Source organism: Acidovorax sp. GW101-3H11, assembly GCF_001633105.1.
Classification (GTDB): Bacteria; Pseudomonadota; Gammaproteobacteria; order Burkholderiales; family Burkholderiaceae_C; genus Acidovorax.
Genome location: NZ_LUKZ01000002.1, coordinates 81722 through 98379, shown reverse-complemented (window position 1 = coordinate 98379; position 16658 = coordinate 81722). Strand labels below are relative to the sequence as shown.

The following is a 16658-nucleotide window of genomic DNA, read 5'->3' as shown; positions in this document are numbered from 1 at the left end:
TTTCAAACCTTGAGTGCCTGGTGTTCGCCCCTGGGATAGATCCGCCGGTACAACGGATCCACCAGCATCAGCACCGCAATCAACCGGCACACCTGAAACGCCGTGACCACCGGCACGCCCAGCTGCAGCACCTTGGCCGTGATGGCCATTTCGGTGATGCCACCCGGTGAAGTCCCCAGCAGCAAGGTGACCCAGGGCAGGCCCGTGGCCCAGGCCAGCGCCCCGGCGAACAACGCACACACCCCCATCAGCCCCAGCGTGCCCACGGCCACCGAGGCCAGCCAGCGCGGCGCGGTGTGCAAGAACTCCCGGCGAAAACGCACGCCCAGGCTCACACCAATCACCAGCTGCGCCGCATTCACCAGCCCCTGTGGCACCGCCGACAGACCCAGGCCCGCCATGGTGAGCCCCATGGACACCAGCATCGCGCCCATGAACCAGGGGTTGGCGCGGCCCAGCCGGTCCATCACCACCGCCCCCACGCCGGTCATCAGCGCCAGCAACGCCAGCCCAGGCCAGCTCACCACCCGCAGCGTGGGCGGCAGGATATCGAGGCCGTGTAAGCCGCTCCACTGCAATGCAAACGGAATCGTCACCGTGACGATGAGCAGGCGCAGGCTGTGGCTCGCCGCCACCAGGTCGGTGCGCGCGTTTTCACGTTCGGACAGCAAGGTCATCTCGGACGCTGCCCCAATCGCGCCCGCAAAGTAGCTGGTGGCGCGCAGCATGGGCGCGGGCACACCATGCATGCGCGGTGCGTGCACGCGGTAAAGCCACGCGCCAAACAGCCAGCCCAGGAGCAGCGCCCACACAATGCCCAGCACGATGGCCCACCACAGGCCCCCAATCAGCGCCACCACCTCGGGCGTGAAGTACAGGCCCAGGGCCGCGCCAATGGTCCACTGACCGGCATTGCGCAGCGGGCCCCAGCTTTCGGTGGGCCCGCCAGCGATCGACACCAGCGAGGTGGCCAGCAGAGGGCCGATCATCCAGGGCAGCGGGGTGTGAAGCGCGACACAGGCGGCGGCTGCCGCCCAGGCCAGGGCCAGCGTGGCAAGGACACGGGCAACAAAAGGGAAACGCATACGGACAGGGCGGTGGGCTGGGGGTGGAAAGCGGACGGTGAGCAGCGAAGCCGCGCCGTGATCCAGCAGCCCCCCTGCCGGGGCCGGTGTCTTCGCGCGCGGCAACCGATGCTCCCAAGTATCGCGCCACCGCCTTGGCACCACCGCTGCCGGGCCCTGCCCAGGCAGCATGGCAGGCATCGCCAGAAAGAAACCGTTGCGGCGCCTGCTTTTCAGGCGGCTACTTCAAGCAAAAACAGGCCTCTGCGCGCGACCAACATACCCTTATAGCTATATTTTTTATAGCAAACATCAGGCACCGCGCCGCGCAGCCATCTCCTGCCCCATGGCCCCCAGCGTAGCGGGGGCCAGCAGCGCCTGCGCGGCGGGGTAGGCCGTGCCCTCTTCCGCCGCGATGTGGTCTGCGTAGCGCTGGGCAAACCGGTCGAGTGCAGCCTCGTCCCCGGGCGTGAACGGGGCCACAGCAGACTCGGCCAGCGCCAACAAGGGCACACGCGCCGCCGCCCAGTCGGCCGTCATCGCCAGATGGTCCTGCTGCAGCCGCTGCACCAGCGCCTGCACCTCGGGGCTGGCCTGGGCCCGCAGCAGCGGGAACACATGCAGTTCTTCGTCTTGGTGGTGCAGCGGTGCGGCCATGTCGAAGTAGCGCAGCACATCGCGCGCGGCCTGGCGGGCATCGGTGTCGGCCTCGTGCTGGCGCACATGGGCGCGCAGCCGTGCGAGCAGGGCCAGGGTGCGCTGAACGCGTTCGTGGCAGGCCTCCAGCATGGCAAAGGGCTGCTCGAAACCCACGGCCGGGGCGCTGAAGCCCGGCAGGTGGCGGGCGGTGGGGCCCGAAGGGGTGGCGGACACGGCCTCAGCCCAGGCGCACAGGCTGGCCCTGGCGGTTGAAGGGGATGTAGGCGCCATGTGCGCCGCCCTTGATGGCGTCCACCATGCGCTGCAGGGGCGCCTCGGCATCGGCGCTGGTGGGCGCCTGGTTCAAGGTGCCGGGCAGCGCCGCCGCAAACACCATGGCCCAGTCGTGGCCCGGGGCGGTGAACTGCTGTGCCTCTTCCACCAGCGCGCTGAACGAGGCCAGCTCCTGCGGTGTTTTGTCCACGCACATCAGCGGCACCAGCGCACCGCCCTGCCCGGCTTCAAAACGCGTGCGCTGCGCGGGGGTGGCGTCGTCGGGCAGCTCGGCGGCGGCAAACACAAACAACAGGCGCTGGGGCTCGGGTTGCATGCGGGCGGCATGCAGCAGATCGTCAAAGCTGGCAATTTCCATCACAAAGTCTCGCAGTCAAAAAACAGATCAAAGCAATCAAGTCAAAAGCCGGGCACCACGCCCCGGCTGGCGTCCAGCGTGCTCACATAGGCACTGGCCACGGGCCGCGCGCGCACGGCCTTGCGCGACAACACGGTGCCAATGCTGACGAAACACAGGGCCAACTCGGACGGCGCCAGCTGGAACAACGCCCGCAGGCTGTCGGCCTTGAGCGCCTTGCCGCTGGTGAGCGCCGAGCCGTAGCCCTGCGCCGTGGCCATGAGCAGCATGTTTTGCACCGCACAACCGGCCGACACGGTGCGCTCGGCCAGGTCGATGTCGGCGTCGCCACGTTCGGCATCCACCACGGCCAGCAGCAGCACGGGCGAGCGGTAGGCCTTCTCGCGCGCCTGCTCGGCCTGTTCGGGCGTGGCGGCGGGGTCGCGCTCCAGCAGGGCCTGGACAAACACATCGGCCAGCGGCGTGCGCGATGCCTCAGGCACCAACACAAAGCGCCAGGGCACCAGCTGGCCGTGGTCGGGGGCGTGCGCGGCAGCGCTCAGGATCTGCGCCAGCTCGGCCACACTGGGGCCCGGCGCGCCCAGGCGCTTGGGCAGGATGGTCTGGCGCGACTGGATCAGCGCCGCCGCCATGCCTGCCACATCGTCGGACACCGGTGCACGCGCCGCGGCGGATGCAGGTTTGGAAGCAGGGCTCAGAGGCCAGGGGATGACAGCCATGACAACAATCCTTCAAAGGGCTCAACCAGGGCGCCCATCGGCCCGCAGGCAGCCATACCAGCGGCCCAGGCGCACGCCCCAGGCCCCCATGGTGCCAGCCCACAGGCCTGCAGCCAGCAACAGCAGCCAGGGCAACGCCACCCCGGGCACGCCCGGCACCGCCGCAGCGATGCGCAGCAGCGTGGCCGCCTGAAGCAGCCAGAACAGCGTCCAGGCGATGCGGTCGGCCACCAGCGCGCGGCCACTGTGGCCGCACGACACGCGCGTGACCATGGCCAGCATCAGCGAAGCCAGGCAGCCCATGGTGAGCGCATGCAAGGCCCCGAGCCCCAGCGCCCCCATGCCCAGCCCCCAGGCCAGCCATTGCGACATACCACCGATCAGGAAGGCCACGCCCAGCCACAGAAAGCCAATGTGCAGCATGGCCAGCAGCCGGTTCTTGAGGCTTTGCACCAGCCCCCACACCCAGGCCAGCCAGACCAGCACACCGCCCACCACCAGCTGCAGCGCGCCGTGCGCGAACCCCCAGGCCGGGCCTGCAGCGCTGGCGGGCACGCCCGCCCAGTCGAGCCACGCCGCCAGCACCTGCAGCAGCGCCGCGCCCAGCATGAGCCACAGCACCCAAAACGGCCGCCAGGCCTGCACCATGGGCATGGCGCTGGAGGTGAAAAACGGAATCATGCGGTGCGCCACCGTGACATAGACCACCACCACAAACCCCCACAGCCCGGAGAACACCCAGACCCGCGCCAGGGCCGGTGCTCCCCATGCCAGGCTGAGCCAGAGCCCCCCTACGCTGATGGCACCGAGCGTGCAAGCCCCCGCGATCACCCGGGCGTGAAGCTGATCCTGCGCCTCGCTCAATCGCACACGCCCCCAGAACTGCAGCGTCATCGCCACCAGCCCGCCCCAGGCCAGCGCCAGCCCAGCCAGCGCGACCACCGCATGCAGGTGCGCCCCAGCCAGCCACAGCAGCCAGCCCACGGCCTGCGCCAGCAAGGGGCCGCGCAGCGCCTGCGGAGGCAAAGGATCCACCCCGAGCCACTTGGGGCCCGCCGTGAACAGAAAGCCCGAGAAAAACAGCGGGATGAAACCGAACACCATCACCGCCGCGTGCACCAGCGGGGGCGGCAGCGCCCAGGCCAGGCCCAGCCACCCGGTGGAACGGTCCAGCTGCACCAGCGCCCACCACACCCCCGAGGCCACCAGCACCACCATGGCCAGCAAAAAGCCCAGCCGGTGGGGCGCCAGCATCACATGGCGCCAGCGCCAATGCCGGTCCAGCTGCGCCAGCGCCTCGGCCGAGGGCTTGCCCGCAACGACCCCCAGGGGAATGGTGGTGCGGGGGGGCGTCACCCACAGCTCCCCAGGTGACCACACTGCGTGCAGTAGTCGCAGCCGTCCTTGCGGATCACCGCATGGGCACCACATTCGCTGCACTTCTTGCCCGCCATGGCCTGCGGCACGGCCACGGGCGGCGGTGCGGGCTCGTCCAGCGGCAGCAGCTGCTGCACCGGGTCGGCCACACGGCGCGACAGGATGTTCTGGATGGCATAGGCCATGGCCGCCACTTCGGAGTCGTGCCACATCGGCACCAGCGTGCCGTCGTCCTTGCGGTGCTGGCCCAGGCGCACGGGGCCCCGGTCCCAGGCCACCTTGCGCATGTCGCTCAGGGCCCGCTCCAGGAAACCGCCGCGTGCTGCGAGCGAGAGCATGCGCATGCTGGAGGTGATCCACTGCTGCGACTCGCCGCTCTGGCCCACGGGCATGAAGAACTCGATCGCGCGGTCTACGGTGCGGCCGCTCACACCGGTGGGAACGGGCAGGAAGGAGACGATGAGGTACAGGGTCTTGTGGCCTTCCTGCGTCCAGTACTCAAGCTTTTCGGCCACGGCCGAGAGGCCGCCCTGCGGGCGGCTTTCGATCACGGTGCGCATCGGGTCCACAGGCGGCGCGGCGGGCGCAGGCGCTGCCACTGCAGCAGGCGCTGGCGCAGGCTCCGCATGGGTTTCGAGCACCGAGCCCAGGATGCTGTTCGGCCTGTAGGTGGCCAGCCCCTTGAGCCGCGCGCGCCAGGCCTGCAGGTACAGGTCCTTGAAGCCCTCGTAGGGGTAATCCGCCGGGATGTTCACGGTCTTGGAGATGGCCGTGTCCACAAAGGGCTGCACCGCTTCCATCATCGCGATGTGGTCCTGCGCGGACATGGCCAGCGCCGACACAAAGTAGTCCGGCAGCGCGTTCACATCACCGCCCTGCTCGCGGTACAGGCGCCAGGCATGGTCTTCCACCGCGTACTCGGTGGTGCTGCCATCGGACTCGCGCTTCTTGCGCTTGTACATCCACGAAAACGGCGGCTCTATGCCGTTGGAGGCGTTGTCGGCAAATGCCAGGCTCACCGTGCCCGTGGGGGCAATCGACAGCAGGTGGCTGTTGCGGATGCCGTGCTCACGGATCGACGCCTTGAGCGACTCGGGTAAACGGCTGGCAAAGGTGCCTTCCGCCAGATAGCCCCGGGCATCGAACTTCGGAAACGCGCCTTTCTCGCGTGCCAGCTCCACCGACACCGCATAGGCCGCATCGCGCATGCCCTCGGCAATGCGCGCGGCCATGGTGCGCCCCTCGGGCAGGTCATAGCGCAGGCACAGCATGGCCAGCGTGTTGCCCATGCCCGTGAAACCCACTCCAATGCGCCGCTTGGCCATGGCTTCGTCTCGCTGCTGCGCAAGCGGCCAGAAGGTCACGTCGAGCACGTTGTCGAGCGCCCGCACCTGCAGCGCCACCGCCTGCGTGAAGGCGTCGAAATCAAACGATGCCACACCGCCGAAGCCAAAGGCGTGGCGAACGAAGCGCGTGAGGATGATGGGGCCGAGGTCGCAGCAGCCGTAGGACGGAAGTGGCTGCTCGCCGCAGTTGTGTACGACGAGGCCATTGGCATCAAAGGCATGCACATCGGCCACGGTGACGTCGTACACATCCTCCGTTCCCGCATCGACCAGCGCCTGCACGGTGGCGGTAAAACGTTCTCGGTTGAGCGCGCGCTGGTATTGCGCCAGCCCTTCCTGCAGGCGCGCTGACTTTTCTGTGTCGCAAAAGCCCACACGCTCGGCAAACCACGCGAGGTTGTCACCACTGATGATCAGCTCGTGCTGCGCCCGGGTGAGGTAGGGCTGCGTGCTTCCTTTGCCGTTGGGCAAGTCACGCGCTCCCGCAAGGCGGCGGTTACGGTACAGCGTGGACACGATCCCCATGCGCAGCAGCATGCGTTGTACGGTTTGCAGGAGCGCCTCATCGCTCTGTGACAAACGCACGCTCACACCTTTGTCCTGCGCACCTTGCACCGATCCATCAGCATCGAACAGGCCAGACAGCAGCCCCTGCACAAAGGCTGACGACTGCTGCTCCATGGTGGCCGTGATGGTCTTGTGGCCTGGCGCCATGCCCATATCGTGCGCAAGCTTCCAGATCGCTGCGCTGGCAAGGCGAGCCTCGCCCCGCCCCGCCACAGGCCGCTGAAAGCCTTTGAAATCTGCACGGTGCGACAACGTGGCCGCCGCCGATGTGGCGGCCCGCATGATGCCGTCCGCCCCGGTGGCGGCAAAAGCCACGGTGCCCTGCCCCACGGCTTTGAGTTCAGGGGCCCACACCGAAATCACGGCCTTGTCAGCCTTCAGCGTTCCGTCGCCAATCAACAGGCCGAGCAGATAGCCCTCCTCCTGCGTACCCGCACCGCCCCAGCCCGCAAAAGCCCGGTGGTCGTGCAGCAGCACCTCATCGCCGGGCTGCAGCTGCGCGGCTGGCGTCCATTCCACCTCCAGGCAATAGCGGGTCTTGCGCGCCACGCGGCGCACGCGGTGGTCCGCAGTGAGGCGCAGGGCATGCCCCTCCCGGGTTTGTAGCTCCAGCACGGGCTTGGTGCCAGTTTTGAAAAAACCCTGGCTTTCCACACGGTAGGCGCGCCCATCCACCACGGCTGCAAACGGCTTGCCCACAAGGTCAGCCACTTGCTGCGGGCCGTCGCTGGTCATCACCCAGGTGTCTGCCGTCACGCAAGGGTTCGTCGCCGCGATGTCCTCGCAGTAGTGCAGGTTGTTGTCTTCGTTGATGCGCCCCAGGAACAGGATGCCGGGCTCGGCGAAGTCGTAGGCCGACTTCATGATCGTGTCCCACAGCTGCCGCGCCTGCACGGTGGCATAGACCCACTGGCCGTCGGCGCGCTGGTGGGCGCCCTGTGCCAACAGCGCGGCGCCCGGGGCCGCCTTGTGCACCAGCTCCCACGGGGCATCGTTCTGCACGGCCTCAATGAAGGCATCCGACACGCCCACCGACACGTTGAAGTTGTTCCATCGCCCCGGTGTGCGCTTGGCGGTGATGAATTCCTGCACGTCGGGGTGGTCGATGCGCAGCACGCCCATCTGCGCGCCCCTGCGTGCGCCCGCACTCTCCACGGTGGAGCAGGACTGGTCGAACACGTTCATGTAGCTGCACGGCCCCGAGGCCATGGAGGCCGTGCCCTTCACATGCGCGCCCTTGGGCCGGATGCGCGAGAAATCGTAGCCCACACCGCCGCCGCGCCGCATGGTCTCGGCCGCTTCGCGCAGCGCTTCGTAGATGCCGGGGAAGCCCTCGTCGTCCACGCCCTGGATGCAGTCACCCACGGGCTGCACGAAGCAGTTGATCAGCGTGGCCTGGATGTCGGTGCCTGCGGCGCTCATGATGCGGCCCGCGCCAATGGCACCCGCCTGGAGGTTGGCCAGAAACAGGGTTTCGTATTTTTCGCGCAGCTCCGGCTTTTCGACCGAGGCCAGGGCGCGCGCCACGCGCTGGTACAGCTCGTCGGCAGTGGTCTCGCCCGGTTTCAGATATTTTTCGCGCAGCACATCCAGGCTGATGGGCTGCAGGGCGGATGGTGTGCGGAGGGGGGGCTGAGGTTCGCGTTTCATGGGGGCCGATGATTTGGGTTTCAGGCTGAAACGGGGTTGCGTTCCGTCAAGGAGCGCTCATTCCACTCCGAATGCCGGCTCCTGGCAAGCAGGGACTTATCACTCGTCCACCAGCACTTGCCCGTCATGCTCCACATAGGGCTGGTAGGGGCCTGTGCCGCTGTTGTCCGCGCGCGAGGCAGGCACAAAACCGCCGGTGCTGACATCGAACACATGGACCTCGCCCTCCTCGATCACGTAATGCCAGCCATGCAGGCTGATCTGGCCCGACTGCACGCGGCTGCGCACCATGGGGTACTCCATGAGGCGCTCCAGCTGCAGCACCACGGCGCGCTGCTCGGTGCGGCGCAGCACCTCGGGGCCCGGCGACATGGGCAGCAAGGCCTCGCGCCCCAGGTCCAGCCAGTGGTTGAGGTTGGGGGCCTCGGGCGAGACCTCACCATACATTGCCTTGATAGCCCCACAGTGGCTGTGGCCGCACACCACGATGCGGTGCACCTGCAGGTTGAGCACCGCAAACTCGATGGCCGCCGTGGTGCCATGGTGGCCGTGCGATCCGTCGTAGGGCGGGATGAAGGCGCCCACATTGCGCACCAGAAACAGCTCGCCCGGGCCCGCCCCCGTCAGCAGGTAAGGCACCAGGCGCGAGTCGGAACAGCCGATGAACAAGGTGGTGGGGTGCTGCCCCTCGTCCACCAGCGTCTGGAACTTCTCGCGGTACTGGGGGAACGCGTCGTTGTGAAAACGGCGCAGGCGGTCCAGCAGTTCGTCAGGCATAAGGTGGCAATCGGAAAAAGCTGCGCGGCTATTCGCGCCTATTGCACCAGCGGTGATTCGGCAGCGTCGAGCGCCACCCCTTCGACCACAGCGGCACCTGCCAGCACCTGCAGGTATTGGCGCAGCGCGTTCACCCAGGCCTGTTGGCGCAGGGTGAGCGCGATGGCTTGGCGCACCTCCTCGAACGAGGGCTGTTGCCCGGGGTCGCGGGCCACCACCTCCACCACATGCAGGCCAAAGCGGCTGTGCACCAGGCGTGCCAGCACACCGATCTCGGCGCCGCCAAACACCTCGCGAGCGAACTCGGGGGCGCAATCGGCGCGGGTGAGCCAGCCCAGGTCGCCGCCCTGCTGGCCGCTGGGGCAGTTGGACCACTGTGCGGCGGCCTTGGAAAATTGGGCACCGCCATCGTCGGCACAGCGCAACTCGATCAACAGGGCCTCGGCGCGCAGGCGCAGCTGTTTGACATCCACACCCGGTGTGACCGCAAACAACACGTGGCGCAGCTGTGCGCGCTCGCCCTGGGCGTGGGCCGCAGGGTGGGCCTCGTGGTAACGGCGGCAGGCCTCTTCGGAAGGGTCCGGGAGGTCCAGCTCGCGCTCCAGCAGCTGCTCGATGGCGTTGGACGCCTCCACGCTGATGGCGCCTAGGGCACCCGGCACATCGCTGGCGGGCAGCAGACCGGCCTGTTGCGCCGCCTGGCGCAGCAGCTCGGTACACGCACGCTGGCGCAGGGTCTCTTCGTCCAGCAGCTCGTGTGGTGCGTTGAGGGCCACACCATTGACACGCGCCACCTCGGCCACCGCCGCGCCCATCCCACCCAGGGCACCCGCTTGGGGCGCCGGTGTGGCCTGCTGGGGCGCATCGGCCATCGTTGCAACCAGGGCCTCGTAGGCCGCTGTCTGCGCAGGGGTCAGTGTGCTGGCCGGGGCCGCAGTGCTCTTGTCAGTGGAGCTGCAGCCGCAGCTCCCGGTTCCACATCCGCTCATGGTGTGCTCCTTGGTATCCTGGGGAAACAGTGGGCTTCAGGCGCGGCGGTCTTGAGACTGCATGTGGCCTGCGGGCAGGTTCAGGCGGCGCGCACGCACCACCTGGTAGGGGCGCAGCACATAGGCCAGCGTGCCGAAGCCGCTCCACACGTGCACCAGGCGGGTGAACGGGAAGACCAGGAAGATGCTCATGCCCAGGAACATATGGGCCTTGAAGATCCAACCGGCTTCGGCCAGCAGCTCCACGCCACCACTGCGGAAGGTCACCACACGCTGCCCCCACTCGGCCAGCTTCATCATCATGGAGCCATCCAGGTGTTGCGCCGACAGCGGGATCGTCGCCAAGCCCAACGCCAGTTGCAGCCACAGCAGCACCAGGATCAGGATGTCGCTGGTCTTGGACGTGGCGCGGATGCGCTCATCCGACAGGCGGCGGTGCAGCAGGATGGACAGGCCAATGAAGGCCAGCGTGCCTGCAATGCCACCCGACACCATGGCCATGATCTGCTTGGCACCCGCACTCATGAAATGCTCATACAAGAAGTGCGGCGTGAGCATGCCCACGGTGTGGCCGAAGAACAGGAACAGCACGCCGATGTGGAACAGGTTGCTGCCCCAGCGCAGGCTGCCGGTGCGCAGCAACTGCGACGAGTCGCTCTTCCAGGTGTACTGGTCGCGGTCAAACCGGGCCCAGCTGCCAATGAAGAAAACGGCGAGGCAAATATAGGGATAGATGCCAAACAACAGGGTATCAAGCCAGGTGGTCATGCTGAGACTCCTTCTGGTGCCCGCTCGGCGCGGGGGGTACGAACAAAATGCATGGGTTGCGGCTGGTCAGGCTTGGACTGGCCCTGGGTGCTGCAACCCCCAAACGCTTCGGGCTCGGCCCACACCTCGTCCATCTCGGGCTCGGGGGTGAGTGCCACCGACTGCACACGCTGGCCCGACACTTCGAGCACGGCAGCGATCACGCTGGCGTAAGGGCTGTTGCGTGCCACCAAGGCGCTGAACAAGGCGTTGAGGATGTGGGCCATTTCGCCCAGGAAGTCCTTGGCCACTTCGGGTGGCTGGGTGGAGGCGAACTCCAGCACCACCGGCAGGTGGTCGGGCAGCTCGTCGGCCTCGAACTGCAGGCCGGCCTTTTCGTAGGTCTGCATCAGGTCGATGAGCGCTGGGCCCCGGTCGCGCGAGTCGCCGTGCACATGCTCGAACAGGTGCAGCGAGGTCTGGCGGCCCCGGTCGAAGTTGTCCACGTAGCGGGCTTCGGCTTCCAGCGGGTCCAGCGCCGCGAGGTGCTGGCACACGGCCTTCAGCTCCTCCATGCGCTCTACGGGGAGGGCCTGCTCGGCCTGCAGTGCGTCGATGAGCTGCGGCATCACATTGCGCAGCTGCGCATCGGGGTAGCTCAGCAGGTAGCCCAGGGCGCGCAGGGTCAGGCGCACGGAGGTCGGGTTCTTTTTGAACATGGTGTTTCCTTCCGTGTCGCTCAAACAGTCGCTTTAATGGGGATGGTCCGTGGCTTCTTGCCACCGAACATGCTTGTCTCGGTGGCGCCATCAGAGCAGCCGTTGCCAAACGAGAAGCCGCAGCCGCCCCGGATGTCAAAAGCGTTCTCGGCGTATTCGCGGTGGGCCGACGGGATCACGAAGCGGTCCTCGTAGTTGGCAATCGCCATCACGTGGTACATCTCCTCGACCTCGGCCATCGACAGGCCCGCCTGCTTGAGCACCGTCAGGTTCTGGCGCTGCTCCACATGCTTGTCGCGCTGGTAGGTGCGCATGGCCAGCATGCGCTCCAGCGCCCGCACCACAGGGCCGGTGTCGCCGGCGGTGAGCAGGTTGGCCAGGTACTGCACGGGGATGCGCAGTTGCGACACGTCGGGGATCTCGCCATTCACGCCCACATGGCCCGCGTTGGCAGCGGCCGTGATGGGCGAGAGCGGTGGCACATACCAGACCATGGGCAGCGTGCGGTACTCGGGGTGCAGTGGCAGGGCCACCTTCCACTGCACGGCCATCTTGTAGACGGGGCTGTTGCGCGCGGCGTCCATCCAGCTGTCCGGGATGCCGTCGATGCGGGCTTGCTTGATCACGTCCGGGTCGTTCGGGTCCAGGAAGATGTCGAGCTGCGCCTGGTACAGGTCGCGGTCGCGCTCCACGCTGGCAGCTTCCTGGATGCGGTCTGCGTCGTACAGCAGCACGCCCAGGTAACGAATGCGGCCCACGCAGGTTTCCGAGCACACGGTCGGCTGGCCTGCTTCGATGCGGGGGTAGCAGAAGATGCACTTCTCGGCCTTGCCCGACTGCCAGTTGTAATAAATCTTCTTGTAGGGGCAGCCGCTGACACACATGCGCCAGCCGCGGCACTTGTCCTGGTCGATCAGCACGATGCCGTCTTCCTCGCGCTTGTAGATCGAGCCCGAAGGGCACGATGCCACGCACGCCGGATTCAGGCAGTGCTCGCACAGGCGCGGCAGGTACATCATGAAGGTGTTTTCGAACTGGCCGTAGATGTCCTTTTGCACATCGTCGAAGTTCTTGTCCTTGCTGCGGCGGCTGAATTCACCGCCCAGGATTTCCTCCCAGTTCGGGCCCCACTCGATCTTCTCCATGCGCTTGCCGGTGATCAGGCTGCGCGGGCGGGCCGTGGGTGCAGCCTTGCTTTCAGGCGCTGACTGCAGGTGGTCGTAGTCGAACGTGAAGGGCTCGTAGTAGTCGTCGATCTGCGGCAGGTTGGGGTTGGCGAAGATGCGCATGAGCAGCTTCCACTTGCCACCCTGGCGGGGGGCGATGGAGCCGTCGGGGCTTCGTACCCAGCCGCCGTTCCACTTGTCCTGGTTTTCCCATTCCTTGGGGTAACCAATGCCGGGCTTGGTTTCGACGTTGTTGAACCAGGCATATTCCACCCCGGGGCGGCTGGTCCAGACGTTCTTGCAGGTGACCGAGCAGGTGTGGCAACCAATGCACTTGTCCAGGTTCAGCACCATGCCGATTTGTGCGCGAATTTTCATCGTGTTTCTCCTTGTCTTCGGCTTCAAGCGTGCTGGGCCGATGCGGGGGCTTCGTCGTCGAGCCAGTCCACGCGGTCCATCTTGCGCACCAGCACAAACTCGTCGCGGTTGGTGCCGATGGTTCCGTAGTAGTTGAAGCCGTAGCTGTACTGCGCGTAGCCGCCAATCATGTGGGTGGGCTTGAGCACAATGCGAGTGACCGAGTTGTGGATACCGCCACGGGTGCCGGTGATCTCGGAGCCGGGGGTGTTGATGATCTTCTCTTGCGAGTGGTACATCATCACCATGCCGGGGTTCACACGCTGGCTCACCACCGCGCGGGCCGCAATGGCGCCGTTGGCGTTGAACAGCTCCACCCAGTCGTTGTCCACGATGCCGGCAACCTTGGCGTCGTCTTCGCTCAGCCACACCACCGAGCCACCCCGGTTCAGCGTGAGCATCATCAGGTTGTCGCTGTACGTGCTGTGGATGCCCCACTTCTGGTGCGGCGTGATGAAGTTCAGCTGGATCTCTTTGTTGCCGTTGGGCTTCTTGCCTTCGACTTCGTGCAGCGTCTTCAAATGCACCGGTGGGCGGTAGCTCACAAAGCCTTCGCCGAAGTCGCGCATCCACGGATGGTCTTGGTAGAACTGCTGGCGGCCCGTGAGGGTGCGCCATGGGATGTACTCGTGCACATTGGTGTAGCCCGCGTTGTAGCTGACCTTTTCGCTTTCCAGGCCCGACCAGGTGGGCGAGCTGATGATCTTGCGCGGCTGCGCCTGGATGTCGCGGAAGCGGATCTTCTCGTCCTCGCGGTGCAGTGCCAGGTGCACGTGGTCACGGCCGGTCTGTTTGCCCAGGGCTTCCCAGGCCTTGCAGGCCACGTGGCCGTTGGTCTCGGGCGCCAGCATCATCACCACTTCGGTGGCGTCGATGTCGGTCACGATGCGGGGCATGCCCTGCGTCACGCCCTCTTCCTTCACACGGCCGTTCAGGTCGCCCAGCTGGCCGACTTCGGTCTGCGTGTTCCAGCCGATGCCCTTGCCGCCGTTGCCCGCCTTGTCCATCAATGGGCCCAGGGCGGTGAAGCGCTTGTACAGGTTGGGGTAGTCGCGCTCGACCACCGTGACCTGGGGCGCGGTCTTGCCAGGGATGAGTTCGCACTCGCCCTTCTTCCAGTCGCGCACACCAAAAGGCTGGGCCATTTCACCGGGGGTGTCGTGCATGATGGGCGTGAGCACCACATCCTTTTCAACGCCCAGGTGGCCCACGCTGACCTCGCTCACGGCCTTGGCGAAACCCTTGTAGATCTCCCAGTCGCTCTTGGCCTGCCAGGCAGGGTCCACTGCGGTGGACAGCGGGTGGATGAAGGGGTGCATGTCGCTGGTGTTGAGGTCGTTCTTCTCATACCAGGTGGCCGTGGGCAGCACGATGTCGGAGTACAGGCAAGTCGTGCTCATGCGGAAGTCGAGCGTGACCAGCAGGTCCAGCTTGCCTTCGGGCGCATTCGCGTGCCACTGCACTTCTTCGGGCTTGGCTTCGTCCTTGCCCAAATCTTTGCCCTGCACGCCGTGGGTGGTGCCAAGCAGGTGCTTGAGGAAGTACTCATGCCCCTTGCCCGACGAGCCCAGGATGTTGGAGCGCCACACGAACATGTTGCGCGGCCAGTTGTCGGGATGGTCCGGGTCCTCGCAGCTCATCGTGAGCGTGCCATCCTTCAGTGACTTGACCACGTAGTCCTTGGCGTCCATGCCCTTCGCGGCGGCGTCCTTGGCCACCTGCAGCGGGCTGGTCTTGAGCTGGGGTGCCGACGGCAGCCAGCCCATGCGCTCGGCGCGCACGTTGTAGTCGATCTGGGCGCCGTGGTAGGCCTTCTTGTCGGCCAGGGGCGAGAGGATTTCCTCCATGCCCAGTTTCTCGTAGCGCCACTGGTCGGTGTGGGCGTAGAAGAAGCTGGTGCTGTTCATCTGGCGGGGTGGGCGGATCCAGTCCAGCGCAAAGGCCAGCGCCGTCCAGCCGGTCTGGGGCCGCAGCTTTTCCTGGCCCACGTAGTGCGCCCAGCCGCCACCGCTCTGGCCGATACAACCGCACAACATCAGCATGTTGATGATGCCGCGGTAGTTCATGTCGCAGTGGTACCAGTGGTTCATGGCCGCACCGATGATGACCATGGACTTGCCATGCGTCTTGTCGGCGTTGTCGGCAAACTGGCGCGCCACGGTGATGATCTGGTCGCGCGGCACGCCCGTGATCTTCTCTTGCCAGGCGGGGGTGTAGGGGCGGTCGGCGTCGTAGCTGCCACCGGGCTCTTCACCCGGCAGGCCCCGGTCGATGCCGTAGTTGGCGGCCAGCAGGTCGAACACCGTGGCGACCATCACCTTGCCTTGGGCATCGTGGCCGGCCAGCTCCAGGTGCGTCACGGGCACGGGGCGCACCATCACGTCGCTGCCCTGTTCGTTGGCCGTGAAGTTGGGCGACTGCACGCCGCCGAAGTACGGGAAAGCCACCTTGGCCACGTCATGTGCCTGGGCGCCGTCTTCGATCACCGACAGCTTGAGCTTGACGGTGTTGCCCGTGCGGGCTTCCTTGTTCTCCAGGTTCCACAGGCCCTGGTCGGCGCGGCCGTCGGCACCCCAGCGGAAACCGATGGAGCCGTTGGGCAGCGTGACCTGGCCCAGCTCGTCGTAGCCCACCGTCTTCCAGTCGGGGTTGTTCGACTGGTCAAGCTGGCCCGGGAAGTCGCTGGCGCGCACGTAGCGGTCAGGCACCATGACGGTGCTGCCATTGGGCAGCGTCTTTTCCTTGAGCACCACCAACAGCGGCAGGTCGGTGTAGCGGCGCGCGTAGTCGTCGAAGTAGGTGCTGCGGCCCTTGCCGCCGTCCTTGAAGTAGAACTCCTTCAGGATCACGTGGCCCATGGCCATGGCCACGGCAGCGTCGGTGCCCTGCTTGGGGTGCATCCACAAATCGCCCAGCTTGGCCACTTCGGAGTAGTCGGGCGTGATGGACACGACCTTGGTGCCCTTGTAGCGCACCTCGGTCAAGAAGTGGGCATCGGGTGTGCGTGTTTGGGGCACGTTGGAGCCCCAGGCAATGATGTACGAGCTGTTGTACCAGTCGGCCGACTCGGGCACGTCGGTCTGCTCACCCCACACCTGCGGGCTGGAGGGTGGCAGGTCGCAATACCAGTCATAGAAGCTCATGCACACGCCGCCGATCAGGCTCAGGTAGCGCGAGCCAGCGGCGTACGAAATCATCGACATCGCCGGGATGGGCGAGAAACCGATGATGCGGTCCGGGCCGTGTTTCTTGATCGTGTAGACGTTGGCCGCAGCAATCATCTGGTTGACTTCGTCCCAGGTGCTGCGCACGAAGCCGCCCAGGCCCCGCTGCTTTTGCCATTCGCTGCGCGCGGCATTGTTCTCGACGATGCTGGCCCAGGCATCGACCGGGCTCTTGGCCAGGGCAATGGCGGCGCGCCAGTGCTTGAGCAGGCGACCGCGCACCATGGGGTACTTCACGCGGTTGGCGCTGTACAGGTACCAGCTGTAGCTGGCGCCGCGTGCGCAGCCACGGGGCTCGTGGTTGGGCAGGTCGGGCCGGGTGCGGGGGTAGTCGGTCTGCTGGGTTTCCCAGGTGACGATGCCGCCCTTGACGTAGATCTTCCACGAGCAAGAGCCCGTGCAGTTCACGCCGTGGGTGGAGCGCACGATCTTGTCGTGCGCCCAGCGGTCGCGGTAGGCGTCTTCCCAGGTGCGGTCTTCGCCGTTGGTCTGGCCGTGGCCGTCCGCAAAGGTTTCACGCGGTTGCGAGAAGTAGGTGAGGCGATCGAGGAAATGGCTCATCGGGGGCTCCTTGTCTTGTCTTTTCTGTGCGGTTCTGTGGGTCG

The 16658-nt window shown here is 66.3% G+C and carries 12 protein-coding genes; all 12 read right to left on the bottom strand.

Annotated features, from left to right (window positions below):
* Positions 1–2: 2 nt before the first annotated feature.
* Entirely contained in the window at positions 3–1085 is a 1083-nt protein-coding gene (locus A1D30_RS02600; RefSeq protein ID WP_063459253.1) for an AbrB family transcriptional regulator, read from the bottom strand.
* A 291-nt stretch (positions 1086–1376) separates the two neighbouring features.
* Positions 1377–1853 (bottom strand): hemerythrin domain-containing protein, encoded by a 477-nt coding sequence (locus A1D30_RS02595; RefSeq protein WP_242421772.1) that lies wholly within the window; start codon positions 1851–1853, stop codon positions 1377–1379.
* Positions 1854–1941: 88 nt separating this feature from the next.
* A complete protein-coding gene (locus A1D30_RS02590; RefSeq protein WP_063459252.1) occupies positions 1942–2355 on the bottom strand; it encodes a hypothetical protein in 414 nt (137 codons plus the stop codon).
* A gap of 41 nt (positions 2356–2396) precedes the next feature.
* Complete coding sequence (locus tag A1D30_RS02585) at positions 2397–3074, bottom strand: nitroreductase (RefSeq protein WP_063459251.1); 678 nt, start codon at positions 3072–3074, stop codon at positions 2397–2399.
* Positions 3075–3095: 21 nt separating this feature from the next.
* Positions 3096–4430, bottom strand: a complete 1335-nt coding sequence (locus A1D30_RS02580) for an NnrS family protein (protein ID WP_063459250.1) — start codon at positions 4428–4430, stop codon at positions 3096–3098.
* Complete coding sequence (locus tag A1D30_RS02575; RefSeq protein WP_063459249.1) at positions 4427–8014, bottom strand: LAGLIDADG family homing endonuclease; 3588 nt, start codon at positions 8012–8014, stop codon at positions 4427–4429. The genes A1D30_RS02580 and A1D30_RS02575 overlap by 4 nt, the downstream gene beginning before the upstream one ends.
* A gap of 99 nt (positions 8015–8113) precedes the next feature.
* A complete protein-coding gene (locus A1D30_RS02570) occupies positions 8114–8791 on the bottom strand; it encodes a carbonic anhydrase (RefSeq protein ID WP_063459248.1) in 678 nt (225 codons plus the stop codon).
* Positions 8792–8829: 38 nt separating this feature from the next.
* Positions 8830–9606 (bottom strand): peptidylprolyl isomerase, encoded by a 777-nt coding sequence (locus tag A1D30_RS02565; RefSeq protein WP_242421771.1) that lies wholly within the window; start codon positions 9604–9606, stop codon positions 8830–8832.
* A gap of 210 nt (positions 9607–9816) precedes the next feature.
* On the bottom strand, positions 9817–10548 hold the full coding sequence (gene narI, locus A1D30_RS02560) for a respiratory nitrate reductase subunit gamma (RefSeq protein WP_063459246.1): 732 nt from the start codon (positions 10546–10548) through the stop codon (positions 9817–9819).
* Positions 10545–11246, bottom strand: coding sequence for a nitrate reductase molybdenum cofactor assembly chaperone (gene narJ, locus A1D30_RS02555; protein WP_063459407.1), 702 nt, complete (start codon positions 11244–11246; stop codon positions 10545–10547). The genes narI and narJ overlap by 4 nt, the downstream gene beginning before the upstream one ends.
* Positions 11247–11266: 20 nt before the next feature.
* Positions 11267–12790, bottom strand: a complete 1524-nt coding sequence (gene narH, locus A1D30_RS02550; RefSeq protein ID WP_063459245.1) for a nitrate reductase subunit beta — start codon at positions 12788–12790, stop codon at positions 11267–11269.
* Positions 12791–12813: 23 nt separating this feature from the next.
* Positions 12814–16614: a nitrate reductase subunit alpha gene (locus A1D30_RS02545; protein WP_063459244.1), complete on the bottom strand. Its 3801-nt coding sequence runs from the start codon at positions 16612–16614 to the stop codon at positions 12814–12816.
* Positions 16615–16658: the final 44 nt, after the last annotated feature.

Excerpts from the sequence above, each read along its gene's own strand:
- A1D30_RS02570 (WP_063459248.1), bottom strand. The coding sequence starts at position 8,791 with ATGCCTGACGAACTGCTGGACCGCCTGCGCCGTTTTCACAACGACGCG.
- A1D30_RS02600 (WP_063459253.1), bottom strand. The coding sequence starts at position 1,085 with ATGCGTTTCCCTTTTGTTGCCCGTGTCCTTGCCACGCTGGCCCTGGCC.
- A1D30_RS02565 (WP_242421771.1), bottom strand. The coding sequence starts at position 9,606 with ATGGGCGCGGCGGTGGCCGAGGTGGCGCGTGTCAATGGTGTGGCCCTC.
- A1D30_RS02575 (WP_063459249.1), bottom strand. The coding sequence starts at position 8,014 with ATGAAACGCGAACCTCAGCCCCCCCTCCGCACACCATCCGCCCTGCAG.
- A1D30_RS02590 (WP_063459252.1), bottom strand. The coding sequence starts at position 2,355 with ATGGAAATTGCCAGCTTTGACGATCTGCTGCATGCCGCCCGCATGCAA.
- A1D30_RS02595 (WP_242421772.1), bottom strand. The coding sequence starts at position 1,853 with ATGCTGGAGGCCTGCCACGAACGCGTTCAGCGCACCCTGGCCCTGCTC.
- A1D30_RS02585 (WP_063459251.1), bottom strand. The coding sequence starts at position 3,074 with ATGGCTGTCATCCCCTGGCCTCTGAGCCCTGCTTCCAAACCTGCATCC.
- narI (WP_063459246.1), bottom strand. The coding sequence starts at position 10,548 with ATGACCACCTGGCTTGATACCCTGTTGTTTGGCATCTATCCCTATATT.
- narH (WP_063459245.1), bottom strand. The coding sequence starts at position 12,790 with ATGAAAATTCGCGCACAAATCGGCATGGTGCTGAACCTGGACAAGTGC.
- narJ (WP_063459407.1), bottom strand. The coding sequence starts at position 11,246 with ATGTTCAAAAAGAACCCGACCTCCGTGCGCCTGACCCTGCGCGCCCTG.
- A1D30_RS02545 (WP_063459244.1), bottom strand. The coding sequence starts at position 16,614 with ATGAGCCATTTCCTCGATCGCCTCACCTACTTCTCGCAACCGCGTGAA.